This window comes from Laedolimicola sp. (assembly GCF_051972735.1).
GTDB lineage: Bacteria > Bacillota > Clostridia > Lachnospirales > Lachnospiraceae > Laedolimicola > Laedolimicola intestinihominis.
On record NZ_JBOKYU010000038.1, the window covers coordinates 1 to 22,150 of the forward strand.

Below are 22,150 nucleotides of genomic sequence, written 5' to 3' on the forward strand. Positions count from 1 at the left end.
TCTAACTGTTATCCCCCTGTATGAGGCAGGTTACCCACGCGTTACTCACCCGTCCGCCACTCAGTCACAAAAATCTTCATCCGAAGAATCAAATTTAAGTGCTTCGTTCGACTTGCATGTGTTAAGCACGCCGCCAGCGTTCATCCTGAGCCAGGATCAAACTCTCATGTTTAAGTGTTTGAATCCGGTCCAGAAATCACAACTAGCAATTTCTTTCCCGTATTACTGTTAAAAGGTGTTCAATCTTATTTCTAAGACCAAACTGTTCTTGAATTATTCTCTTAGAATTTTCAAGGTTTACACTGTTCAGTTATCAAGGTTCGTTTCGTTGTCTTTGTCGTTCCTTACCGAAGCGACTTGACTATCTTATCACATTCATTCTTGCTTGTCAAGAACTTTTTTAACTTTTTTGAAGAAGTTTTTGAAGTTCTTTTTAGAAGAATGTACCCGCTCTCTCAAGCGGAACTTGTTTATCTTACCATACCCAAAAGCGTTTGTCAACAACTTTTTAAAGAATTTTCAAATTCTTTTTGGTAAGAAACGGAGAAAGAGGGATTTGAACCCTCGCGCCGGGATTACCGACCTACACCCTTAGCAGGGGCGCCTCTTCAGCCTCTTGAGTATTTCTCCTGAAGTTCATTTTCTACGATATTCACTTCACGTCAAGTTCGACGCATAGGTTATTATACTTGATGGATTTTAGTTTGTCAACCTATTTTTTACGTTTTTGTTACATATTTTTATATCACTCACTTGCAAAGTTAAATTCCACCCCTCTGTGGAATTTAATCCTGCAAAAGCTAGCTTCTCTTTTTTATAATAAGAAGAATATCAACTTGCTGTCCCTCCATCTTGATACCATCCTCTTTCTTCCAAACTTACACCGGTTAGTAACGTGTGCTGTCGGGCGTACTTACATAAGAAAAGGCCTGTCCCTTTTCAAAAGACTGGCCTTTTCTTATTGAAGAACTATTTTATTTTCAAACTGTTCCTTTAGTTGGCATTGCTGGCCGCAATCTTTACCTTGCTCCAGAGATTGCCGATTACTTTACGGGTATCGTCGTTGAACACGAATACCTCGTCCTTCGGATATCCCACCCGGGGCAGGTAAGCGTTAATTCCTTCGTAGTCGCCGCCTTCTCCGGACAGCACGTCCAGAACCTCCTGGTTCGGCGAGGTATAGCCTACATAGCTGGAATTGTCATAGGCGTAATCATAGGAAGTGACAAAATTAATAAACTCATGGGCCAGCTCTACGTTTTTCGCGTTGGCGGGAATTACCATGGAATCGTACCACAGGTTGGTTCCGCTCTCCGGCAGGTAGTAGCCCATATTCTCATTTTCCGCCATAATGTAAGCAGCGTCGCCGGAATAGCATAAGGCAAGGGCTTTTCTTCCCTGGGCCATGTTGTCGATAACCTCGTCGGTTACGATTTCCGGCTTCATGGTCTGGACGCACTCCACCAGCCACTGATAAGCTTCCTGAAGCTCCGCCTCATTTTCTGTATTCATGGAATAGTCCAGGGCCTTCAGAGCCATCATGAAGGAATCCCGCTCGGAATCGTAGAGATAGATATCTCCCCGGTACTTGGTATCCTTGAAAATATTGAAGCCCTCCCGCTCCAGATCCTCCTCGCTTACCTTGGTTTTATCGTATACGATACCTACGGTTCCCCAGAAGTAGGATACGGAATACGCGTCGTCCGGATCGAAGGCCGGATGCTTCACCGAATCGGTGATCTCGTCCATACAGGTCAAAAGCTCCGGCTTCAGCTTCTGCAGATAACCCTCGTCCATCAGACGCTGAATCATATAATCACTGGGAATCAGTACATCATAGTTTTCCTCATTTGCCACCTTGATATACATCTGCTCATTGGAATCGAAGTATTCCATGGCGACAGTTGCCCCGGTTGCCTTCTCAAAATCCGGAATTACATTTTCTCCCATATATTCACCGGGCATATAGACCGACAGGGTCTGTCCCGCATAGGGAAGATCCTGACCGGCAGAACCGATTTTCACCAGACAGATCAGGAGAATCACAGCGGCTGCCGCGCAGCCCGGCAGTACAAAACTCCTTCTGCCCACTTCGTCCTTCTTCTGCCGCTTCGCCATCAGCATGGGTACCACGTTGATCAGCACCAGTACAACGGTGATAATGATAACCACCAGCGTTGATACTGCATTGATACTGGGATTGATCCGCTTGCTCATGGTGTAGACCACGATACTCAGGTTCTTGACGCCGCCTCCGGTTACAAAATAGGAAATGATAAAATCATCTACCGACATGGTAAACGCAATCAGCGCGCCGGAAATGATACCCGGCGTAATCTCCGGCACGATGACGCGGATCAATGCCTGCCAGGGCGTAGCGCCCAGGTCCATGGCCGCGTCTGCCAGGTTGGGATCCAGGGAGCGGATCTTCGGCATGACGGAGAGCATTACGTAGGGAATACAAAAAGCGATATGGGCAAGCAGCATGGTGGCGTAGCCCTTTTCGATTTTAAAGGTAATAAACAGCAGCATAAAGCCGATAGCCGTCACAATCTCCGGATTCATCATGGGGAAATTGTTGACCTGATCCATCACGTCCCGGAGGATTTTCTTTGATTTACTCAGGCCGATGGCGGAAATGGTTCCCACTGCCGTGGAAATCAGTGTGGCGATAATCGCCACCGTAAAGGTGGTGTACAGAGCCTCCATCATATCCTTGGAGTCCAGCATATGCTGATACCAGCGCAGGGAAAAGCCGGTAAAGGCCGTCAGAGATTTTCCTGCGTTAAAGGAAAAAATAACCATATACAGGATCGGCAGATAAAAGAAGGCAAGGGTCAAAACCATCAGGATTTTTCCAAAAGTACGTTTTCCTTTTTTCATTGGTTTACTCTTCCTCCTTTCCGCCACGGTTGCGTTTCTCCACCTTACGAACCGCCATCATCATTACCATCATAATGACTGCCATAATCATGGAAATGGCGCTGCCGAAGTTCCATTCTCCCACGGTAATAAACTGGTTCTCGATCATATTTCCGATGAGGAAATACTGTCCGCCGCCCAGAAGCTTCGGGATAAAGAAGGAGCTGACTGCCGGCAGGAATACCAGGGTAATTCCATTGATGACGCCGGGCAGGGACAGGGGCAGGGTTACCCGCCGGAAGGTCTGCACCCGGTTGGCTCCCAGATCCGCGCTGGCCTCCAGAAGGGACGGATCCATCTTACAGAGGGCGGTGTTGATCTGCAGTACCATAAAAGGCAGGAAGTTATATACCATACCCAAAAGCACCGCGCCCTGTGTATACAGAAGTTCTGTATGGCCCAGGCCGAAGACGCCGAGGATACGGGAAATCAGTCCGCCCTCGCTCAGAAGGCCAATCCAGGCATAGGTACGCACCAGCATATTGATCCACATGGGAATCGTAATGCCAAGCACCAGGATATTCTGGACACGCTCGCTGCTGCGGGCGATAAAAAACGCAATCGGATAGCCCAGAAGCAGGCAGATGATCGTCGTCTTCACTGCTATCCAGATGGAACGCCAGAGGATTATCAGGAAATCCGGGTCGGTAAAAAATCTGACGTAATGATCCAGGGTGAATTTAAAGGACACAATGCTGTTGCCCTGCTCTGTCACAGAATACATGGCGATCAGAAGCATCGGCATAACCAGCATCAGTGCCGCCCATACGATGTACGGGACTGCAAGCTGTGAAAATTTCTTCATTTAGAACAGCATCCTCTCCATAACATGAATATCCTCCGGGAAGAATGTCAGGCCGACCTCCTGACCTACTTCCGAATAATCGGTGGTGTGAATCTTGAACTCCCGTCCGGTGGTCCAGAAGGTAATCGGATAGCTGCCTTCCTGGATATGCTCCGGATCGAAGTCGTAGTCTACGCTGACGTCCACGCTCTGGTTTTCGTCGCTTAATTTCCAGCCCTGGGCATTTGCCCAGGTCTTGATATCCGTATCCAGAGCCTGAGACTCCTGGATCTCGTCCACGGTTCTGGCAAAGTTGAAGGCCATAACCGCCTCGTTTGCCTTCTCATTTTTTACAAAGGGCTGATTTACCACGTAAATCATACGCTCGATGGTGGTTCCGCCTGCTGCCGTAAAGCGCACCGGATACTCGCCCAGCTCCTCCTTTACGTCGTACTCCACCTTGTGAATGGAGATATATTCGTCAGTCTCCGGATTCCACGCCTGGGCGTTGGAAAGGGCGATCACCTCCTTGTCGTCCAGATTCTTCACGTCCTCCACGTCCACATAGAAGTTGCTGGCGCTCATCTTCTCCCGGCCGTCGGCGCTGGTTACGTCCTGATTGCTGATCACGTGCATATTGACCGTGACGCTGGTACCGGGCACCGTCTCCACGATGATCTCATAGTGCACGCCCTTGAACAGTACGCTTAAGACCTCTCCGGTCATTTTTCCAGCTTCCACCGGCACGATATCGATATCCTCGGGACGGATAACTACCTCCACCGGCTCGCCCTTCTTAAAGCCGAAGTCTACACAGTCAAAGGTAATATCGTCAAAGCGAACCTTGTAATCCTCCAGCATAACGCCGGGAATGATATTACTCTCGCCGATGAAGTTGGCTACAAAGCGGTTGGTGGGCTCGTTGTAGATCTCCTCAGGCGTTCCCACCTGCTGGATTTCTCCATTGTTCATGACCACGATCTTATCCGACATGGTCAGGGCCTCCTCCTGATCGTGGGTTACGAAGATAAAGGTAATGCCGACCTCCTGCTGAATCCGCTTCAGCTCGTACTGCATTTCCTTGCGGAGCTTCAGATCCAGGGCCGCCAGCGGCTCGTCCAGAAGCAACACCTTCGGCTCGTTGACCAGCGCCCGGGCAATGGCCACACGCTGCTGCTGTCCGCCGGACAGCAGAGTGGTGTTTTTATTCTCATAACCCTCCAGGCCGATAAGCTTCAGCATTTTCATGACCTTCTGATCGATAATATCCTTACTCATCTTCTTGATCTTCAGTCCAAAGGCGATATTTTCGTATACGCTCAAATGAGGAAACAGGGCGTATTTCTGAAATACGGTATTCAGCTCCCGCTCGTAGGAGGGTTTCTTGCTGATCTCCTCGCCGTCAAAGATGACGCTTCCCTCGTCCGCGTCCAGGAAACCGCCCAGAATCCGGAGCAGGGTCGTCTTTCCGCAGCCGCTGGGTCCTAAAAGAGTGACAAATTCCTTTTCATTAATGTCCAGATTGACTCCCTTCAGAATCACCTGGCCGTCAAAGCTTTTCACAATATTTCGAAAGCTTATCAGTGTATTCTGTTCCATAACACATCTCCTCCTAAAACATGGGGGGTGTGGTGATCCACAAGATCTTTGCGTCACTCTTCCCATGATTGTATAAATAATGGCTTTCGGTCCCGTCCAGATAGAAGGTCTCCTGGGCCTTTATTTTGTATTTTTTGCTGCCGCAGACCAGCGTTACGCTGCCCTTCTGCACATAGCCGAATTCCTCCCCGTCAAAGGCGGGCATTTCCTGACTCTTTTTTCCCGGATGGAGGGTCAGGAGAATGGGCTCCATCTTATTCTTCTGGGCATTGGGAATCACCCATTCGATACAATAATCCGGCTGCTCGTCCACAAAAAACTCCTGGGTGGAAAAAACCACCTGCTTCTCCGGCTCCTCATGGAAAAACTCGGACAGATTGGTTCCCAATGCTTCCAGGATATCCTCCAAGGTGGCGATACTGGGAGCCGTCAGGTTCCGCTCCACCTGGGACAGAAACCCCTTGGTCAGCTCGCTGCGGGATGCCAGATCCTCCAGGGTCAGTTCCTTCTGCTGACGCAGCTCTTTCAGCTTTTTGCCGATATCCACGGCGCACCTCCTGTTTTCTTATACTAAACTTTTTATTTAAAATTGCAAAAATCATTTTACATTATACACAGTCGCCCGAAAAATTCAATAGTTTTAAACAATTTTTTTAGTAATATCGAATTTCCATATTTTTTCTGTGGCCGTTTTTGCCCGTAAAAATGCCCCCGGCTTCATTTGAAGTCGGAGGCGCTTCTCACTTGTGTATTTTTTCTAAAATTAGTGGTGGAACAGACGGATTCCGGTAAATGCCATTACCATATCATACTTATCGCAGGTCTCGATCACCAGATCGTCACGGACGGATCCGCCGGGCTCCGCGATATATTTTACGCCACTCTTTTTCGCCCGCTCAATGTTGTCGCTGAAGGGGAAGAAGGCGTCGCTTCCAACGGTCACGTCCTTCATCTGGGACAGCCATGCCTTCTTTTCTTCCTCGGTGAACACCTCCGGCTTTACCTTGAAGATCCGCTCCCAGGCGCCGTCTGCCAGCACGTCCATGTACTCGTTGCCGATGTAGACGTCGATGGCGTTGTCACGGTCGGCACGGCCGATGCCGTCCACGAACTGGAGACCCAGTACCTTTGGGCTCTGACGCAGGAACCAGTTGTCAGCCTTCTGGCCTGCCAGGCGGGTGCAGTGTACACGGGACTGCTGGCCTGCGCCTACGCCGATGGCCTGTCCGTCCTTGACGAAGCAGACAGAGTTGGACTGGGTGTATTTCAGGGTAATCAGGGCGATCTTCATGTCGCGCTTCGCGTTTTCCGGAAGATCTTTATTTTTCGTCACGATATTGGCGATCAGTTCGTCGTTGATGGGAAGCTCCTGACGGCCCTGCTCGAAGGTTACGCCAAAGACCTCCTTGTGCTCCAGGGGAGCCGGCTTGTAGTCGGTATCAATCTGAATGACCACATAATTTCCTTTTTTCTTCTGCTTCAGGATCTCCAGCGCCTCCTCTGTGAAGCCCGGAGCGATAACGCCGTCGGATACCTCTCTCTTGATGATGGAAGCGGTGTCCTTGTCGCAGACGTCAGACAGGGCGATAAAGTCGCCGAAGGAGGACATACGGTCCGCGCCTCTGGCTCTTGCGTAAGCGCAGGCCAGGGGAGACAGGTCGCCCATATCGTCTACCCAGTAGATTTTCTTTAAGGTATCGTCCAGAGGAAGGCCTACTGCTGCGCCTGCCGGGGATACATGCTTAAAGGAGGTGGCTGCCGGAAGTCCGGTGGCTGCCTTCAGCTCTCTGACCAGCTGCCAGCCGTTGAAGGCGTCCAGGAAATTGATGTAGCCCGGGCGGCCGGAAAGAACGGTAATGGGAAGGTCGGATCCGTCTGCCACGTAGATACGGGACGGTTTCTGATTGGGGTTACAGCCGTATTTCAGTTCCAGTTCTTTCATTTCCTTAGTCCTCCTGATTTTTATTTTTGATGACGGTTTCGTATCTGCCGGTGGCGATGTCGATGTAACGCACAAACAGGGATACCTTGTTCTCCGGGTTCAGGTTGTTCCAGAGCATATTAGTGAATTTTTCCATATCGTCCGGAATGGCAACCAGCTTGGGCTCGCCCTCAAAGCTGGGAAGCGGATTGCCGTCATGCAGATAGGTGTGAATGAAATGACCCTCGCCTGCAGCGCAGTTCTCGTAAGAGAAGGTATAGCGGTTGCAGCATGCGGGATCGCCGTTGTTGCTCTTTAAGATAGACAGGGAGTAGCTGTATCCGCCGTTTTCAAGCTCCATCAGGCCTGAGATCCGCGGGGTATAGTTGGGGGCGTCCGGCTCGAATTCCCGGCTTCTTAAGGACTGCTCAAAGGTCAGGCCCTTCTCCATTCCCTCGTAGACGGTGTCTGTCTGGTCGCCGTTGGTAACGATGGTTCTGTGTCCCAGTACCCGGACCGGAGCGTAGATAATCAGGCTCGGATCCGTCAGCTTGGAAGGATCATAGGCCTGGGTGCGGATGCCCTCTCCCTCCTCCACAAAGATACGGTTGCGGCTGTTCTCACTTCTTCCCATGATAAAATAAGCTGCTACCGCTTTAGTTCCGTCCTCGGAACGGCCCAGTACGATACCTCTTCCGGGGTATGCGTTTTCCTGAAGCTCCTGTGCCAGTGAAATCATGTCCATTACTTTTTCCTCCTGCGAAATGCGATCTATAAGGCCTGAAACGAAAAGGAACCGATCCATCCCAGGCTTCTTCTCTGCCCAGACGGTCGGCTCTCAAACCCTTATACTCCCTGTGGTAAACTCCACTTCCGTCAGTTGTATAAGTTAGTTTTAACATAGCATTTCCGGACGGGGGTTGTCAAGCCCTGCGCCCGTTTTTTCTAAGAAGGATTGTCAAAAGAAATGAAACAGATCTCCGACACGGACGGCCAGCGCGTCTTTTCCGTGGCCAATCTGCCGGGTTTTCAGAATCGGAAGCTCTGATCCTGCATAACGGCAGGCCAGCTCCTCTATGGTCGGGGAACAGCCCCTGTCCTCCATCTCCGTAAAGGTGCCGAGAAGCAGGGCTTTTATCTGCCGGAATACGCCAAGCTGCCTTAGCTGGCTGAAGTACGTAACCATCTTCGGGACGCCGCCGCTCCAGGACTCCAGAAGAAGGATTTTGTCCTGCATATCCGGCCAGTATTCCGTCCCAGCCAGCTTCAGAAGGCAGCGGATATTCCCGCCCACCAGAGTGCCGCAGAACTCAGAGAGCTCCTGCTTCTGTCCTTTTTGCACGTATTGGCAGGAAATTTGAAATAAATCCGATTGTTTCTGTAATATTGTATTTTCAAAGGCCGGACGGCGAAAGAATCCGCCGTCCGAAACAAGATTCCGGGCCTGATAAAGGACGGAAGACCTGCCGGTCTTCGCATAGATGGCATTCAGAATCGTGGTCAGATCACTGTAGCCCCAGAATTCTGCCTGGCTTTTCCCGATCACCTCATAATCCAGATAAGGCAGAAGCTCATTGGCCAGATCGCCGCCTGACAGATCCAGTATCGCCTGTACCTCCGGATCCCGGTAGAAGCTCATCAGAGCTTCGGCCCGTTCTTCCGCAGTGCCGCTGAGGACAGAACAAAAAACCGGATCCTTCTCATATAGGCAGGGACTTACGCAGGGCGTGAAGCCCAGCCCCTCCAGGTATGCGCAAAGCTCCTCCACGCTCCCTTTTTTCCGTACTTCCAGACCGTTTGAACAGGCCACCAGCGCTATTTTTCTCATATCCCGGTCACCACAGCTGTCACCAGCTCCTTAAACTGCTTCGCCACCCGGTCTGCCGTTTCCTGTACCTCTGCATGATTCAGCTCCCTGGCCGACATACCGGCCGCCAGGTTGGTGATACAGGAGATTCCGCAGATCTCCATGCCCATATGGCGGGCCGCGATTGCTTCACAGACGGTACTCATGCCGACCGCGTCCGCGCCCAGGCTCCGAAACATGCGGATCTCAGCCGGGGTCTCATAGGCCGGTCCTGTCAGCTGGATATAAACGCCTTCCTTCAGGGGGATGCCCAGCTTTTCCGCCTCTTTTCTTACCACCTGACCCATACGGCGGCTGTAGACCTCGCTCATGTCCGGAAACCGGGGTCCCAGCTCCTCCAGATTCGTTCCGATCAAAGGATTGGGTATCATGGAAGAGATGTGATCGGTAATCAACATAAAATCTCCCGGCGCGAAATCAAAGTTTATGCCGCCTGCCGCATTGGTGAGCAGAAGCTTTCTGGCACCCATCATACCCATAAGACGGGTGGGCAGCACCACCTCTTCCATAGAGTAGCCCTCGTAATAATGAACCCGGCCCTGCATGATTACCACCGGAACCTGATTCACATAGCCGAAGACAAACCGTCCTTTGTGTCCGGGTACGGTGGACACCGGGAAGCCTTCAATTTCCCGGTAGCTGACCTCAGCCCGGATATCAATGCTCTCCGCGTAATCGCCCAGACCTGAGCCCAGAATCAGCGCCACCTCCGGCTGAAAATCCGTTTTTTCCCGAATACATCTCATACAGTTCTGCAGTTTTTCCAGTGCTTTGCTCATAGACATACCTTCCTTTGCTTATGAATGGAACCTTATTTTATTGCTGCTTCCTTTTCCTGTTCCGCAATGGTTTTTACGATCCGCTCCCGCACCAGCTCGGCGATGGCGGTGGTCTTCAGATCCTTATACTCCTCGTAGAAAATCGGCTCCAAGAAATGAACCTGAACCGTAACCGGAGCGATACTGTTCCGATCAAAGGGCTCAAAGGCGTTCAAAAGCGCCACCGGAACGATGGGCGCCCTGGCCTTCACAGCGCATTTGAAGCTGCCGCCCTTGAAATCCCCCACCTGATTTCCTTGTTTGGATCGGGTTCCCTCCGGGAAAATCAGATAGTTCCGTCCGTTTTTGACCTCCTCGGTCACAGACAAAATCACCTGAAGGGACTGACGTACATCCTCCCGATCCATGATTTTCGCCTTCATGATCCGGAACACCTGCTTCAGAAACGGCACGTCCTTTACTTCTTTTTTTGCCACCACTGAAAAGGGCTGATCGCAGGCCTCAATAATGGCCAGCACATCGAAGAGTCCCTGGTGGTTTGGGAAAAAGACAAAGCTTTCCCCTGTAGGGATATGTTCTCTTCCATGTACGTCGATTTTCACCCGGCCGCCCTTATTGGCGTGAAGGGTGATTTTTTTCAGCAGCGCGTATTTCTCCGGCTCCGGAATCTCCTCCGTATGCTTTGCGAAATGACACAGCTGCCACCACCAATAGGGTACAAAGGGCAGATTATACAATACCATCAAAATAATTCTTCTCATCTTTATTTCCTTCTCTTTATCTTTCTGTAAGCTTCAGCGTCTCAAACTCTGTCTTTATCGAAACCTGCTTTCCTTCCAGGCTGCCGCTGATGAAATCCAGCATCATAGACTGTATCTCATCGGAATAGCTCCAGTAGGGGCTGGTGGTCAATGGAATCAGAAAGCTTCCTTCACTTCCGTCAAAGGTAAAGCGGTGAGCCTCCTTCACGCCCTTCCCCTCATTCATGAAGTACACCACGCCCTGGAATTTCAAAGGCTCCCCAGAGCCGCTCTCGTCCTTTACCGTAATCCGCAGGAAGGGAATCTCAGAGCCGTCCTGATTTTCCGGAAAGGCGTAGAGAAAATAGTTTTCCTCGGCATTCAGAATATACTGATCATCGCCCAGCTCTGAGGCGTTGGTGTCTAATAGGCTCCAGTCTGTCTTCAGCACCTCCGTCTCCTGCTCCTTCAGCACTTCATTGCCCCAGGCCTTCGGAAGCATTTTCAGATCCTCAATGTGCTGGAGCTTTCCAAACTCCTCGTAGGCCGGTTCAAACCGGGCCCGCACCTCGTCGTCATTGGTCAGAAAAATGATATTCTTATACTTGCAGGGCGTATAATGCTTCTGCAGATACTGGTACATGTAGTAATTCCGGGTGCTTAGGGATCCGGAATCATGCTGCCAGGCAGGCGCCACGATCAGGATTTCCGGCTGCTTTTCCTGAAGCACCTCTATGGCCCGGGTCTGCATCACCCGGTTGTTGGTGTTGTAGGTACTGCTGAAGGGCATCAGGTTTTCCTTATTCAGGATATTGTAATGGGACAGCTGATTCGTCATATCCACAACCTTCTTATCCCGGCAAAGATCATTGACCAGGGTATTCAGGTTCATCAGCTCTTCCTTCTGCTTTTCCGTAATGTAAATGTTGCCGAGGCCCGGGATGCCCGTTTCCTCCACGGTGGCGTAAGTATAATCGTCACTGATCGTATCCCGCTCGAACACCTTCGCGGGCATAGTCAGAAGATTGCTTCCCCTGGTTACCACCGTCGCCAGGAACAGAAAGGCCATCATACCCGCTGTCCACAGGGAAAAGCGTTTTTCCAGGGAGGGCAGGAAAATCATCAAAATCAGAAACAGGCTGCAGATGGTAGTTACAATAATCCCCCGCTCGCCAAACTGGGTCCGCACGAAGGTATAACGCACGATCACCAGATTGAAAATAATCAGGAAAAACAGAGCGTACAGGGCAAGTTTTTTCTCTTCTCCTTCTTTTCCTGCCGGGAAAATCAGGGCTGCCAGAAGGGAAAGTCCGAAGCCAAAGGTGGCGTACCAGACAAAGGGACTTGCAAGCTCCTCCCGCAGAATATCCCCGGTGGTTTCGAGAATCGCCGCCGAATTTTCCACAATATATCGAAGAATCGCGAAAAACATGGGAATAAAGCAAATTCCCAGGATCAGAAGCGGAATATACCAGGGCAGAATTTTCCGCCGCACTTCTTTTTCGTTCAGGCGGAAGAAGATTTTCCAGCCCTTCTCATGGAAGCACTCCCAGAGAATCATAGGCAGGGTCGCCAGGGCGCAGGCTCCGCCAATAGAGGAATTCCAGGCGATGGACAGGATCGAGATAAAGGTCCAGCTCCAGAGCTGCATGGAAAAATCCTTCCGCATTTTTTTTGAAAATACGATCACGATAAAGGGCAGCGCAAAGGCCCAGCGCACGTAATAGTACTTGTCTCCGAACAAGGAGAACAGCAGCACGCAGAGAAGCCCCAGCAGCTGATTGTCGATAAAATAGTAGAACACCGCCGCCGTCGCCATGGCGATGAGGACACAGCCCACGGTCATAGCCGGTTCAATGGACGCATAGGTTCCGTCAAATAACAGCTTTCCCACTGCCGCCTGGAAATAATCGCATACTCCGTGGATCGGCATGGTATCGATATAGGGCACAATGCCGTAATTCAGAAGCTCATGCAGCGGCTCTGAAATTTCTCCGTAATGGTACATCTCCAGGGGCGTGCCGGAAATCGTTCCGTTTGGCAGCGTCCAGGAGGCAAAAACCGCCAGGGAGAGGAAAGTCGGAAGAGAAAGCGCCGGTCTGTAATCTTCCCTGTACTTTCTGAAAAATTTCCTGTTGTACAGGGTACATACAACTATCAGTATAAGAACTACAGTCTGCATTTTCACATTCTGATAAAGCCGGATAACCTGTCCTTCGCGAATATATTCATAATTTCCAAGCATCAGAAAAGAGATCGGCAGGATCCACTGTCCCCACTGCATATATTTGTTCAGCTGTTCTCGGTTTGGTTTTCTCTTTTGCGGATCTTTTCCACATTTGTAGTTAAAAAACAGAAAGATACCCACACCGATCAGAGTTATGCACTGAACTATGGGGAAAAGCTTCTCCAACCACGCCTGTATACCCAAAAACGCTTCCATTCCATAGCCAAATAAGGCCAGAATGAACTGGGAAATCAGTATCAGAAAGCAGGCGTCCTCAAACCACCCATAGCTTTCACGCTGCTTCGCCGTATATTCTTTTGTCCGATCAAAACTGCCGCAAAGCCGGCTCCATTTCTTCGAAAGCAGAGTCAGAAGCACCGCATACAGAAGAAAAAAGCCCAGCAGCCCGCCGATAAACAGATTCGCCAGGGTCATATCCCCCTGCTTATAGTAGGCGGTCCAGGTGGTATAGCCTGTGACAAACTCCGTATATTCCGGCATCCGCTGATACAATACCCGCATAACCAACCAGCACAGGAGGGCGGTGGACGGGATCGTCAGCAGGGCTGAAATGACGCATATTTTCTGTGAAAAATATTTTTTCATAGTCTAAAACCTTTCCTATATTTGCCCATGTTTTCAGGGCATCCAGGGATACCTTTCTTATGACTGTTCCATTTTCTCAGCGTTCCCGACAGCCCTGCAGCCGCGCCCGGAAGCATACACACAAAATACGGGAAGATATACTGGGACTTGGCCTCCCAGATGGTGTGGAAGAAAAATCCCCCCAGAATCACCATGGGCAGAAAAAGCTCCGGAAGCTGCCACCGGTTTTCCACTTTTATGCCGATCAAAAATCCTGCAAAAACCGCCGCGAAGACCAGAAGCTGAAACAGGTTCATGTATTCGCTAAGCACCTGATACAGCTTGCCCTCATAGATGCTCTGAACAATGGTAGAAAAATCACCGCTGTGAAACTGATTAACCCAGAGGGCCTCGTAGGTGGGCTCGTTCCACTGGGACAGGGTTTTTCTCAGGTAAAAGCGGGCGGTATAGACCGGATCCTTCTGAAATTGCCTCAATGACTCCCCGATTGCCTCTTTGGCAATGGCGTCGCTGGCTACCGAGTCGCAGTCCGAGTTTACATAAGTATCAAAGTTAAATGCGTTGTACCAGCCCTCGGCCCGCTCACCCTCTTGCATGCCCATGGCCACCCAGAGGGATTTGGGCATGCCGCTCTCGATCGTAAAGCCGGAGCGTGACTCATAAAAAGCCGTTAGACTTTTACTCAAAAACACAGTCAAACCGATCAAAATCAAGATGGCGGCCAGGCTCTTTCCGGCTTTTTTGATCCTTACGCCACTCTTTTTTACTGCGTCATATAAAAGCAGAAGCACCAACGCCACCAGAAAGATACTGTAGTTATTCTTCACCAGAATCGAAATTCCAATCAAAATTCCGGAGCTTACCGCATAACGCCATTTTCCCTGCTCTAAAAAAAACAACAGTGCGTAAAAAGCCCCCAGCGCAAAGGCCAGTCCCAACATAATACCGTAGAGAAAGGTGCTGTACAGTATGAGCTGGATACATCCCATGGACGCCAGTAGCACCAGCCGATCCGTGTTTTGATCGTGATAAAGCCTGTCGGTAATTTTGTAAAGCAGATAGACCACCACACCATTTGCCAGAGCGGTCAGGTACATAAACGCTTTCCAGTTTTCTCCCCCGGTCAGCCGGTACAGAACCTCCAGAATCGCCGACAGACCCAACTGATTCGGGTAGATCTGCATATATTTTCCATGCTCAAAAAACAGAAAATTATTCTGGGTCATCAGGTAGGATACCCAGGAAACCGCTTTCTGATCGGCCTCCGGGTAGGTATGGCTTGCCTGAATCCAGAGGATGCTCATACCGATTACAAAAAGAACCGCAATCGCCGCCAATGCCTTTGTGGAAATTTTCTCAAATATTTGTTTTTTATATAATATATATAGGATTCCCACAACAGCCGCCAGGAACAACAGATTTAGCGGAATCAAATCCCACCGATACTCCGGTCGCTCCGCGTAAGAGGAATTCGGTGTGAAATAGGCAGTGCTTAACATGCTGGCCACCGTCAGAAAACCGAACAGCAGAATGGACAGCCAGAGTACCACGCCGTCCGCCGCCCGTAACAATTTATTTTGCATAAAATCTCCGATCAAAAAAATTACATTGAATCCGCATTACCGGGAAAGGTACACGAATTCAATGTAATTATAGTATAAAGCACTTCATTTGTCATCCTAAAGTTCCGACGGCGCGGGCTCTGCTGAATTACCTGATTTTTCACTGGCGCAGGCTCTGCCGAATCGCCGCCTCTTATTCCAGCGGCGCGCCGGTATTCCCACAGAAGTATTCTTTACATCGCAGCCCGAACAGAAATTCCGACACATTGAACTTTCTCATTCCGCTGTGCGCCTCCGCCTGATACTTGTTCATAGAAAAATATGCCCGCGTCATTTCCACCTCTGCGGTTCCTTCCTTTGCTGCCTTCAGCATCGGGCCCGACGCGTCGGTAGACAGCTCATAAAGATAGCTGGTTTGATCGTGGGCGATATTGTAGGAGGCAATCCAGGCGTCCATGTGGCTGAAGGACAGAACCAGATACAACACGGCGACCACTGCCACACTGTAGTGGATCATTGGAAAACGCTCCTGATAAATGCTCCGGATCACGCCCGCAAACAGCACCGCCAACACCAGCAGCGCAAACAGCACCAGTACCCGAAGCCGAGTTAACTGATAGGCCTGAATGTACAGGAACATCCGGCAGGCCGAGGAAATGATCAGGATGTACGTGCAGGCGGAAAGGAAGGTCAGCATGATTTTCAGCGCTGTATTTTCCCGGAAAAAGCTTAAGGTCACCAGCACCAGCATAAGATTCAGCGCACTGACAAACAGAAGCTGGAAGAAGCCCTGTCTGGCAAATCCTGCGTAGGAATATTCCGCCGGCAGGGTGAAGCCGCCGGTGAACAGATAGGAAATCTGTACCATACAGAACAGCAGATATACGACGCCAATCACAGCCAGCACCGTAATCGCTAAAACCGGCTCCTGGGTGCGCAGATCCTTTTCTTCCGTCTGAGGCTTTCGGTTCTCTACAGCACTGTAGATGCCGAAGAAGAACATCAGACCCCAAAGAAACATCAGTGTCATAAGGAGCAGCTTCGTCGGAAGGATGATACGGCTGAGCACCCGCACCACCCAGTCGAACGCGCCGCCCAGCATCTGATCGAAGACCGCGTCGGCGGAAATCAAAAGCGGCAGAATCAGGCAGAGCAGGGTTACGCCCACCAGAATGCCCAGGATCACATAAATCAGTTTCCCATTCTGCTTCTTTTCACCGGCTCCGGCCTGCTCCTTCCACACTCTCCGGCTTTTGGCCAGCTCCGGGAACACCGTGAAAAGATGGGCCAGTGTCATCATTGCCAGCTCCCATAAACCGCCCACATAGCGAAATACCGTCCATTTTTGATCCTCATAGCCATCATGCAGAAGCAGAATGCCAAACAATACCCAGACCGCCAGCTTATTGCACCAGATGATGATGAAATTGCCGGTCAGAAAGGTAGATATTCCCAGAAGCAGAATGGCCAGCATATAAAGCTTCGAGTCTTTTTTGATCGATCGCCCGGCCTGCTCCATCAGGCACTGATACATCATAAGCATCCCGGTCAGGAATACCGGATACAGCACGCCTGAAACATTGTCATACAAACAGAAAACATAAAAAAGCGAAAATCCAAACAGTAATTGCAGATGGCTGAACTTTTCCAGCTTTTTCGACAGCTTCATGTTAGAATTCCTCCTCACTGACCTCCGCGCCGTCACCCTCCGGAACGTATTCCAGAATATCGCCGGGCTGACAGTCCAGCGCTTTACAGATGGCGTTCAGCGTTGAAAACCGTACTGCCCTTGCCTTGTTATTTTTTAAAATGGACAGATTGGCCATGGTCACGTCTACCTCCTGGGAAAGCTCCGTGAGGCCGATTTTCCGCCGGGCCATCATCACGTCCAGATTGATACGAATTGACATCTCAAATCCCCCTATATGGTTAAATCATTTTCCAGCTTGTAGGTAACAGCCTGATCGAAGACATCTGCCAGCACCCGGCTGAACAGCCCCGCGATCAGGAACACCAGCACCTCCACCATAGCCGCCGGGGTCATCGCCAGAAATAATCGAATCACGGTCAGTCCCGCAATGCAGAAGCTGTAAACCGACATTCTCTTCAAACTGGTTACGTTCTTCTCCACGAAACAGTCGGAAGCAAGAACCGTCCGGAACATAGAGCGGAGCTCCCGGATAATCAGCACCGCGAAAATGCCGGAGAGAAACAGGAACACCAAAAGCGGCAGGTAATACCGCCGATACTCCGGAAAATAGTCTCCCAAGATTTTCAGGGAAACCGGAAGACTGAAAGCCGCCAGAATCCCCGCCCAGAGCATGAAATCCAGAAAAGCCTTTGTAAATTTTGTCACTTTCATAATTACCTCCTGTAATGAAATTACGTTAAAAAAAATAGTAAGATACAGCTATCCCTTTCAGATACCTGTATCTTACCACTTTATTTATTGTTTTTCAATATGTTTTTATTGATTTTCGATATTTTATTCTTTCGTTTCAGAATTCTCAATCTCTTCCACAGAATCGTCCTTGTTCATCTGCTCCCGCACCTTCGCGATACTTGCGACCGACACATTTTCGGAATCCACGTTCATAAGCTTCACGCCGGATGCGATACGGCCTACGATGGAAATACCGCCGCAGGGAATCCGGATAATGATTCCCTCTGTGGTAATCAGCATTACCTCATTGTCCTCGTTGACTGCCTTAGCGCCGACCACATTTCCGGTCTTATCGGTGATCTTATAGCACTTCACGCCCTTGCCGCCACGGTTCTGTACCGTAAACTCATCCATGCCGGTTCGCTTACCCAGACCCTTTTCGGATACTACCAGAAGATACTCGCCCTGGCTGCGCACCTGCATAGCCACGATTTCGTCCTGATCGGTCAGATTCATACCAATGACGCCCATGGACGCGCGACCGGTGGCTCTCACGTCTGTCTCGCGGAAACGGATGCACATACCATACTTGGTAATCAGGAATACGTCCTGCTCATTGTTGGTATATTTTACCTCGATCAGCTCGTCATTATCTCGGAGGTTGATCGCAACCAGTCCGGATTTCTTCACATTGGCGTATTCCCGGATAGCCGTTTTCTTCACCAGGCCGTTTCTGGTGGCCATGAACAGATACTTGCCTTCCTCGTACTCCTTGATGGGAATCACCGCTGTGATCTTCTCTCCCGGCTGCAGAGACAGAAGGTTGATAATCGCGGTTCCTCTCGAAGTCCGGCTGGCCTCCGGAATCTCATAGCCCTTCAGACGGTAAACCTTACCGGTATTGGTAAAGAACATGATGTAATGGTGGGTAGTGGTCATCATCAGATCCTCAATGTAATCCTCATTGATGGTCTGCATACCCTTGATTCCCTTGCCGCCACGGTTCTGGCTTTTGAAATTATCCGTGGTCATACGCTTGATATAACCCAGATTGGTCATGGTAATAACCACGTCCTCCTCCGGAATCAGATCCTCCATGGACAAATCAAATTCGTCAAAGCCGATGCTGGTCCGGCGATCGTCGCCGTATTTATCTGCAATTACGGTAATCTCTTCCTTGATGACGCCCAGCAGCTTTTTCTCATCTGCCAGAATTCCCTTCAGGTAATCAATCTGCTCCATCAGCGCCTTATATTCTGCCTCCAGCTTCTCCCGTTCCAGACCGGTCAGTGTACGCAGACGCATATCTACGATAGCCTGTGCCTGTACATCGTCCAGTTCAAAGCGATCCATCAACTTCTGCTTCGCCTCCGGCGTAGACCGGGAGCCGCGGATAATCCGGATTACTTCGTCGATATGATCCAGGGCAATCAGCAGACCCTTTAAGATATGGGCGCGCTCCTCCGCCTTGTTCAGATCGTATCTGGTACGGCGGGTCACTACGTCTTCCTGGTGAAGCAGATAATACTTCAGCATATCCAGAAGATTCAGCACCTTCGGCTCGTTATTTACCAGAGCCAGCATAATCACGCCGTAGGTATCCTGAAGCTGTGTGTGCTTATACAGCTGATTTAAAATTACATTGGCGTTGGCGTCCTTACGGAGCTCAATGTTGATCCGCATGCCTTCCCGGCTGGATTCATCGCCAATGTAGGTGATACCGTCGATCCGCTTCTCCTTTACCAGCTCGGCGATCTTCTCGATCAGCCGCGCCTTATTGACCATATAGGGAAGCTCTGTTACCACGATACGGCTCTTGCCGTTGCTCATGGTCTCTATATTGGTAACCGCGCGCACCCGGATCTTGCCCCGGCCGGTACGGTATGCCTCCTCAATGCCGCGGGTTCCGAGAATCTCCGCGCCTGTGGGAAAATCCGGTCCCTTGACAATCTTTATGATTTCTTCGATGGTGGTATCCCGATCCTCTTCGATCCGGTTATCGATAAGCTTCACCACCGCCTTTACCACCTCGCGCAGGTTGTGGGGCGGAATGTTGGTGGCCATACCGACTGCGATACCTGTGGTTCCGTTGACCAGCAGATTAGGGAAACGGGAGGGCAGCACAGCAGGCTCCTTCTCGGTTTCATCGAAGTTCGGTACAAAGTCTACGGTATTTTTATTGATGTCCGCCAGCATTTCCATGGAAATTTTACTCAGGCGGGCCTCTGTATATCGCATTGCCGCAGCGCCGTCACCGTCCACGGAACCAAAATTTCCGTGTCCGTCTACCAGCGGATAACGGGTGGACCAGTCCTGGGCCATATTAACCAGGGCTCCGTAGATGGAGCTGTCTCCATGGGGGTGATATTTACCCATGGTATCGCCGACGATACGCGCGCACTTTCTGTGGGGCTTATCCGGTCCGTTATTCAGCTCGATCATGGAATAAAGCACACGCCGCTGTACCGGCTTTAAACCGTCCCGGACATCCGGAAGGGCACGGGCAGCGATTACGCTCATGGCATAATCGATATAACAATCCTCCATGGTCTTTTTCAAATCCACGTCATGGATTTTGTCAAAGATATTGTCTTCCATTTTCTATTCTCCCTTACTAGGTTACGGACGTTCAGCCGCGCCAGGGCTGAACTGTTAAATGTCTAAGTTTTTCACGTATTTTGCGTTGGTTTCGATGAATTCCCGTCTCGGCTCTACCTTATCGCCCATCAGGGTATTGAAGGTCAGATCGATCTCCGCGGAATCCGCGTCCTCCATGGTTACGCGCTTCAGGATACGCCGCTCCGGATCCATGGTGGTCTCCCAGAGCTGCTCGGCGTCCATCTCACCCAGACCTTTATAACGCTGGATCTTGTTGTTGGTATCGCGGCCTACCTCATTCAGAATATCGGCAAGCTGCTGATCACTGTAGGCATACCAGACCTTTTTGTTCCGCTCCAGCTTATAGAGAGGCGGCTGGGCCAGATATACATAGCCCTCCTTGATGAGATCCGGCATAAATCTGTAAATAAATGTAAGAAGCAAGGTGCTGATATGCGCGCCGTCCACATCGGCATCGGTCATCAGAATGATCTTGTGATACCGAAGCTTGCTGATATCAAAATCATCATGAATACCGGTACCAAAGGCGGTAATCATAGCCTTGATCTCCGCATTGGCGTAAATCTTATCCAGACGGGCCTTTTCCACGTTCAGAATCTTACCGCGCAGGGGCAGGATCGCCTGGGTCGCGCGGGAACGGGCCGTCTTGGCGGAGCCGCCTGCGGAATCTCCCTCTACGATGTAGATCTCGCAGTTCTCCGGATTCTTATCGGAGCAGTCTGCCAGCTTTCCGGGCAGAGCCATACCATCGAGAGCGGTCTTTCTTCTGGTCAAGTCGCGGGCTTTTCTCGCTGCCTCACGGGCACGCTGGGCCAGAATGGATTTTTCCAGAATCACCTTGGCTACCATGGGATTCTGCTCCAGGAAAATCATCAGCTGCTCGGAAACCACGTTATCCACGGCTCCACGGGCTTCGCTGTTACCCAGCTTCTGCTTGGTCTGACCCTCGAACTGGGGCTCGCCGATCTTAATGCTGATGATGGCAGTCAGTCCCTCGCGGATATCATCGCCGTTCAGACTGGGCTCGCTGTCCTTCAGGAGCTTATTTTTCCGCGCGTAATCATTGAAGGTCTTGGTCAGCGCGTTTTTAAAGCCGGTCAGATGGGTGCCACCCTCCGGAGTATTGATGTTATTTACAAAGCTGTAGCAGTTCTCCGTATAAGAATCATTGTGCTGCAGCGCCACCTCTACAACCACATCATTTACCGTACCCTCGCAGTAAATGATCTGATCGTACAGGGCCGTCTTTGATCGGTTCAGGTAGCTTACAAACTCCTTGATACCGCCCTCATAACAGAACTCCTTCTTGTACTGGGGCTCCTGGCGATCATCACGGAGAATGATATTCAGGCCCTTGGTCAGAAAAGCCATTTCCCGCAGACGTACCTTCAGCACATCATAATCGTAAACAGTCTCCTCAAAGATCTCTTTATCCGGCAGAAAACTTACCTGGGTACCGGTTTTCTCCGGATCGCATTCTCCGATTACCTTCAGCGGCTCTACCACATGGCCTCTCTCATACCGCTGGAAATAAATCCTGCCCTCGCTGCAGATACGAACCTCCAGCCATTCGGAAAGAGCATTGACTACAGAGGCTCCTACGCCGTGCAGACCTCCGGATACCTTGTATCCTCCACCGCCGAACTTTCCGCCTGCATGAAGCACGGTAAAGACCACCTCCACCGCCGGAATGCCGGCCTTGTGATTGATTCCCACCGGAATGCCGCGTCCATCGTCAGTAACTGTAATAGAATTATCCTTCTGAATCGTCACGTCAATATTTTTGCAGAAGCCTGCCAGGGCCTCATCCACGGAATTGTCTACAATCTCATAAACCAGATGATGAAGTCCACGGGAGGAGGTGCTTCCAATGTACATACCAGGTCTCTTCCGGACTGCTTCCAGTCCTTCCAAAATCTGGATTTGATCTGCTCCGTATTCTGCGCTCATTTCCAATCCTCCTATTGCTTATTTTAAGTTCCTAATTTTCGCTGTATACAGCGCCCTCGACCACACGGAAAACCCGGTTGATCGAAAACCTGTGATTTACAAACTCATCCAGACCCGTACAGGTTATCATGGTCTGAATATCATGAATACTGTCTAATAAATAGTTTTGCCGGTTATGATCCAGTTCAGAC

Annotated in this window: 15 protein-coding genes, 1 tRNA gene, 1 rRNA gene, 2 pseudogenes and 1 riboswitch; all 19 genes and pseudogenes read right to left on the reverse strand. The window is 50.4% G+C overall.

Translation table 11 applies throughout. From position 1 onward, the window contains the following. Positions 1–172, reverse strand: a 16S ribosomal RNA gene (locus ACTRC3_RS09140); the annotation flags it as partial. Between the two features lie 369 nt (positions 173–541). Further along, positions 542–630, reverse strand: a tRNA-Ser gene (locus tag ACTRC3_RS09145). 363 nt (positions 631–993) lie between these two features. Beyond that, a complete protein-coding gene (locus ACTRC3_RS09150) occupies positions 994–2,883 on the reverse strand; it encodes an extracellular solute-binding protein (RefSeq protein WP_440322841.1) in 1,890 nt (629 codons plus the stop codon). A 4-nt stretch (positions 2,884–2,887) separates the two neighbouring features. Further along, on the reverse strand, positions 2,888–3,727 hold the full coding sequence (locus ACTRC3_RS09155) for an ABC transporter permease (RefSeq protein ID WP_440322842.1): 840 nt from the start codon (positions 3,725–3,727) through the stop codon (positions 2,888–2,890). 489 nt (positions 3,728–4,216) lie between these two features. After that, positions 4,217–5,305: pseudogene (locus tag ACTRC3_RS09160) on the reverse strand (ABC transporter ATP-binding protein); the annotation flags it as partial. A gap of 13 nt (positions 5,306–5,318) precedes the next feature. Continuing rightward, positions 5,319–5,852 (reverse strand): helix-turn-helix domain-containing protein, encoded by a 534-nt coding sequence (locus ACTRC3_RS09165; RefSeq protein ID WP_440322843.1) that lies wholly within the window; start codon positions 5,850–5,852, stop codon positions 5,319–5,321. 216 nt (positions 5,853–6,068) lie between these two features. After that, positions 6,069–7,247: a phosphoribosylaminoimidazolecarboxamide formyltransferase gene (locus ACTRC3_RS09170; protein WP_440322844.1), complete on the reverse strand. Its 1,179-nt coding sequence runs from the start codon at positions 7,245–7,247 to the stop codon at positions 6,069–6,071. A gap of 4 nt (positions 7,248–7,251) precedes the next feature. Beyond that, positions 7,252–7,971: an IMP cyclohydrolase gene (locus ACTRC3_RS09175; protein ID WP_349164538.1), complete on the reverse strand. Its 720-nt coding sequence runs from the start codon at positions 7,969–7,971 to the stop codon at positions 7,252–7,254. A 69-nt stretch (positions 7,972–8,040) separates the two neighbouring features. Next, positions 8,041–8,120: riboswitch (ZMP/ZTP riboswitch) on the reverse strand. 64 nt (positions 8,121–8,184) lie between these two features. Continuing rightward, the gene (locus tag ACTRC3_RS09180; RefSeq protein WP_440322845.1) at positions 8,185–9,054 is read right to left on the reverse strand and encodes a S66 family peptidase; all 870 of its coding nucleotides are present in this window, start codon (positions 9,052–9,054) and stop codon (positions 8,185–8,187) included. After that, on the reverse strand, positions 9,051–9,872 hold the full coding sequence (locus ACTRC3_RS09185; protein ID WP_440322846.1) for a purine-nucleoside phosphorylase: 822 nt from the start codon (positions 9,870–9,872) through the stop codon (positions 9,051–9,053). The genes ACTRC3_RS09180 and ACTRC3_RS09185 overlap by 4 nt, the downstream gene beginning before the upstream one ends. 32 nt (positions 9,873–9,904) lie before the next feature. Beyond that, on the reverse strand, positions 9,905–10,633 hold the full coding sequence (locus ACTRC3_RS09190) for a lysophospholipid acyltransferase family protein (RefSeq protein WP_440322847.1): 729 nt from the start codon (positions 10,631–10,633) through the stop codon (positions 9,905–9,907). A 16-nt stretch (positions 10,634–10,649) separates the two neighbouring features. Further along, positions 10,650–13,445: a hypothetical protein gene (locus ACTRC3_RS09195; RefSeq protein ID WP_440322848.1), complete on the reverse strand. Its 2,796-nt coding sequence runs from the start codon at positions 13,443–13,445 to the stop codon at positions 10,650–10,652. After that, entirely contained in the window at positions 13,442–15,028 is a 1,587-nt protein-coding gene (locus ACTRC3_RS09200) for a glycosyltransferase family 39 protein (protein WP_440322849.1), read from the reverse strand. The genes ACTRC3_RS09195 and ACTRC3_RS09200 overlap by 4 nt, the downstream gene beginning before the upstream one ends. Before the next feature lie 172 nt (positions 15,029–15,200). Further along, positions 15,201–16,676 (reverse strand): DUF4153 domain-containing protein, encoded by a 1,476-nt coding sequence (locus tag ACTRC3_RS09205; protein WP_440322850.1) that lies wholly within the window; start codon positions 16,674–16,676, stop codon positions 15,201–15,203. A 1-nt stretch (position 16,677) separates the two neighbouring features. Continuing rightward, positions 16,678–16,917: a helix-turn-helix domain-containing protein gene (locus tag ACTRC3_RS09210; RefSeq protein ID WP_349164553.1), complete on the reverse strand. Its 240-nt coding sequence runs from the start codon at positions 16,915–16,917 to the stop codon at positions 16,678–16,680. 11 nt (positions 16,918–16,928) lie between these two features. Further along, a complete protein-coding gene (locus ACTRC3_RS09215; RefSeq protein WP_349164554.1) occupies positions 16,929–17,369 on the reverse strand; it encodes a DUF2975 domain-containing protein in 441 nt (146 codons plus the stop codon). 123 nt (positions 17,370–17,492) lie between these two features. Further along, positions 17,493–19,988: a DNA gyrase subunit A gene (gene gyrA, locus ACTRC3_RS09220; RefSeq protein ID WP_440322851.1), complete on the reverse strand. Its 2,496-nt coding sequence runs from the start codon at positions 19,986–19,988 to the stop codon at positions 17,493–17,495. A gap of 54 nt (positions 19,989–20,042) precedes the next feature. Next, a complete protein-coding gene (gene gyrB, locus ACTRC3_RS09225) occupies positions 20,043–21,959 on the reverse strand; it encodes a DNA topoisomerase (ATP-hydrolyzing) subunit B (protein WP_178038074.1) in 1,917 nt (638 codons plus the stop codon). Between the two features lie 31 nt (positions 21,960–21,990). After that, positions 21,991–22,150, reverse strand: a pseudogene (locus tag ACTRC3_RS09230) (DNA repair protein RecF); the annotation flags it as partial.